Origin of the sequence: Sphingopyxis sp. (assembly GCF_035250425.1) — a bacterium.
Taxonomy (GTDB): Bacteria; Pseudomonadota; Alphaproteobacteria; order Sphingomonadales; family Sphingomonadaceae; genus Sphingopyxis.
In genome coordinates, this window is sequence record NZ_DATFFD010000263.1 from 1 (window position 1) to 3,770 (window position 3,770).

The following is a 3,770-nucleotide window of genomic DNA, read 5'->3' on the forward strand; positions in this document are numbered from 1 at the left end:
ATGCGGGGTTCGTTGACGTAGCTCGTCAGGTTGTTGAAATCGATGCCGCCAGTCGGCGATTCATCGTTGGTGATGTTGCGCACGAAGCCCGCGATGTCGAAGCGATCGGTCTTGTAGCCGACGCGAACGCCGCCCTCGAGCAGCTTGTCGTCCGAGAATTCTACCGAGCGATAGAGGAAGAACTGCACCTTCGAGCGGTAATACCAATCGGTGAAGGCATAGAGTGCGCCGTCGCCGACGGGGACTTCATAGCCCGCGGTCCAGTTGAGCGTGAACTTCGGCGACTGCGGCAGCTGGTTGCCGTCGATCGAGAAGATGCCGGGGCTGCCGGGGCGCGCGGGGTTGAGCACGGTGCATGGCGTCGCCGAGCCGCAGCCCGCGACGAAGGCGTTGGCGTCGTCGATTTCGGCGACGTTCCATGCGCCGCCGATCGAGAAGGTCAGACCCTTCGCCGGTGCCGCCTGTAGTTCGGCTTCGATGCCATGGCCCTTGGCGTCGACGTTGAGCAGGCTCGCGACGTTCGACGTGCCGCCGACCGCGGTGAGCTGCAGATCCTTGGTGTCGAAGAAATAGCCGGTCAGGTTGAAGCGGACGCGGTTGTCGAGGAAGGCGGTCTTGATGCCGGCTTCATACGACATCGTCTCTTCCTGATCGGCGGTCGAGATGACGCGCGAGAAGGTCAGGCGGCCCTGCACCGACGGCGCGCGATAACCGCGCGCGACGCGGGCGTAGAGCGTGAGCGCGTCCGACGCCTCATAGGTCGCGCTGGCGTCCCACGTCAGCAGCTTGCCCTTGACCCGGGCGCTCTGCGGCGGGACCGGCGTGTTGGGATTGACGACAAAGTCGGGGCGCGTTTCGACCGGACGCGACGCGACGAAATCGCGCGTGTCGTGGTTGTAGCGCGCGCCGGCCTGGAATTTCAGGCCATTGTCGAACGCATAGTTGACCGAGCCGAAGAGGCCGTAGGCTTCGCTGTCCTGGCGCTGGATCGCGATCGCCGACGGCGTGGCATCGGTCGGGCCGCCGAATTCGAAGCTCGAAATGTCGAGCTTTTCGTCGAAATAGAAGGCGCCGAACTGATAGCCGAGCCCGCCGCTGTTGTTTGACGCGATGCGGATTTCCTGCGTGAACTGGTCGAGGCTGGGGACATTATCCTGGCTCTGCGCCTGGAAGGGGATAAGCCCCGGACCCGACACGGGCAGGAACACCGCACCGAAACCGCCGTCGATGTCGCCGCGGCTGCGGAAATTGCCGTTCCAATAGGAGGTGATCGAATAAGCGGTCACCGGCCCGAAGTCATATTCGAGGTTCAGCCCGGCGTTATAGGTGTTGAGCTTCTGGAAGTTCAGACCGTCCTGCCACACCTTGTCGCGCTCGAATTCGGTGCCCGCGCCGCCGAGGCCGACGAGCTTGTTGCTGCCCGGAAGCTGGGTGTTGGCGCGGAAGATGATCGCCGAGCCGTCATAGATGCGGACCTGCCCGGTCACGCGGCCGGTGAAGGGGCCGTTTTCATATTGGAGCTGGAGGCGCGCGGCGATGTCGTCATAGCCGCCGAGGTCGTTCTTCTTGGTCGTCGCGACATTGTCGACCCAATTGTCGCGGTGCTGGAACAGGGTCGAGAGGCGGACCGAGAAGCCGCTGTCGTCGGCGGCGCCCGCCGCGACCTCGACCTGCGTGGTGCCGTAGCGGCCATAGCTGGCGCGCGCATAACCGCCGGTCTTGCCGGGCTTGACGGTGTCGAACTTGACGATGCCGGCCGGCGTGTTGCGGCCGAACAAAGTGCCCTGCGGTCCGCGGAGAACCTCGACGCGGTCGAGGTCGAAGATGGGGAAGCCCTTGAGGATCGGGTTTTCGAGGACGACGTCGTCATAAACGACGCTGACCGGCTGCGACGCGTTGAGGTCGAAGTCGGTATTGCCGAGCCCGCGGATATAGAAGCGCGGGAAGGTGCGGCCGAACGAGCTTTCGATGTTGAGGCTGGGAACGCGGCCCGCGAGCACGCGCACGTCCGAGCCGGTCGAGGTGATCGCATCGAGCGTGCTGCCCGACAGCACCGAGACGGCAACCGGCACGTCTTGAAGGCTTTCCTCGCGGCGCTGCGCGGTGACGACGATGTCGCCGAGGCCGGAGTCTTCGGCGGCGGGGGCGGTCGATGCATCCTGCGCGGCGGCGGGGACGGCCCAGCCGGCGGTGGCGAGCGCGATGCTTATAGCGATAGTGGAAGGAAAGTGGCGCATGGCGAGCTTCCTGAAACAGAGTTGATGATGGGAGAGTGGAAAAACCAAGGCTCTTTGGCTTTCCACGCCCGCGCAATCAATCGCGGAAGCGCGTGCCGCTGACTTTCGTGTCAGCAGTGTTGCGCAATTGCTGCACTTTTGCGGCTCAACCGCTCGCGCTTTTGCGCGCCTTCCTGCCTTCGGGCGCCGGATCGTTGGCGGGATCGGGGAGGGCGAAGAAGGCGCGGCGGGCGGCTTCGCCGGCGCGGCGCAGCGGTTCGATGGCCTCGGCATGCGCGCTTTCCCATGCTTCTTCCTCGGCCGCGTCGAGGGTGCGTTCATAATCCTCGTCGCCGAACACGCCTTCCTCGATGCCGACGAAGCCCTCGGGCGGCGGGAAGTTGGTGCGCAGTTCGCCGGTTTCCTCGTCATGCCAGATGGTCATTCGGGCGGCCTGTTCCTCGGGGGTCGGTTCCTCCTCGTCAGCGCGTTCGGGCTCGACGTCGGAATCGGCGGAAAATAGCGCAACTTCATTCGCGATCGCGGTTCCGCGCCACAGGGTCGCGAGCGGGTTGGCGCGGTTGTCGCGCGCGGCGAGCCAGAGCGCGAGGGCGGCGCCATGGCCCCCGGCGTCGCTGTTTTCGGGATCGATGTCGAAGAGCGAGAGGAAGCCCGGCCAGTCGCCGGCGATGACCTGCGCGAACATATCCTCGCCGGCGCGGGCGCGCGTTTCGACCATCTGGTCGAGCCGCGCGAGCATCGCGAGGCCAAGGCGCGAATCGATGCGGCGGCGCTTGGCGAAGCTGCGGCCCTCCTCGCGCATCAGCTCGGTCGTCTCGTCATGCCCCCAGATCGCGCGGTCGAGCAGCTCGTCGACGAGGCGCCCGCGCGCGATCAGCAGCGCCGCGGCGCAGCCGAACTTGAACGCCGCGCCCTCGGGCCGCTGCTTGAGCTGATAGACGGCGGACGGCGACATGCCGACCTTGGCCGCCGAAATCTTCACCGACCCGTTGGTGGCGAAGGCTTCGAGAAACTCGCGCTGGAGTTTGGGGGTCCAGTGGTAGCTGCCGGGAGCGGGGATGGTGGCGGGGTTGTGCGAGGCGTCGTCCATCGATTCGTCCTTTCGGTTAGGTGAAACCGATAGAATGAACCATATGGGTGAAATGTAGGAAAGGGTAAAACTTTGGCGGCGATCCTATTTCGTCGTGTCTGCTAACGACCGGAAGCGGCCATAAGATCCTCCCTGTGGCGCAGCCATGGGGAGGTGGCAGCGCGGAGCGCTGACGGAGGGGTTTTTAACGCGAGGTTGCCACCCCTCCACCACCGCTTCGCGGCGGTCCCCCTCCCCACGGCTTCGCCGCAGGGAGGATCTTTAAGTCCGCTTCCCGCCCCAAAGCGGACGCAGACCTTAGAAGCTGAGCTCGTCGTAAATCTTCGACAGGTCGCCACCCCATGGGCCTTCATAGCGGTCGAGCAGGTCGTGCGCGGGCGAATTGCCGCTTTTGGCGATGCGGCGGAGCGGTTCGAGGAAGCCGACTTCGTTATCGCCCATCG

General features: G+C 65.1%; 2 protein-coding genes and 1 pseudogene. All 3 read right to left on the minus strand.

Features of this window, described 5'->3' with window-relative positions; translation table 11 throughout:
* Nucleotides 1-2,237: TonB-dependent receptor (locus tag VJ811_RS15910; RefSeq protein WP_324074119.1), on the minus strand; the 2,237-nt coding region annotated here is incomplete at its 3' end.
* Nucleotides 2,238-2,382: 145 nt separating this feature from the next.
* The gene (locus tag VJ811_RS15915; protein WP_324074120.1) at nt 2,383-3,327 is read right to left on the minus strand and encodes a hypothetical protein; all 945 of its coding nucleotides are present in this window, start codon (nt 3,325-3,327) and stop codon (nt 2,383-2,385) included.
* 297 nt (nt 3,328-3,624) lie between these two features.
* Nucleotides 3,625-3,770 (minus strand): annotated as a pseudogene (locus tag VJ811_RS15920) (glutamate--cysteine ligase); the annotation flags it as partial.

Coding starts and splice junctions, on each gene's coding strand:
- VJ811_RS15915 (WP_324074120.1), bottom strand. CDS start 3,327: ATGGACGACGCCTCGCACAACCCCGCCACCATCCCCGCTCCCGGCAGC.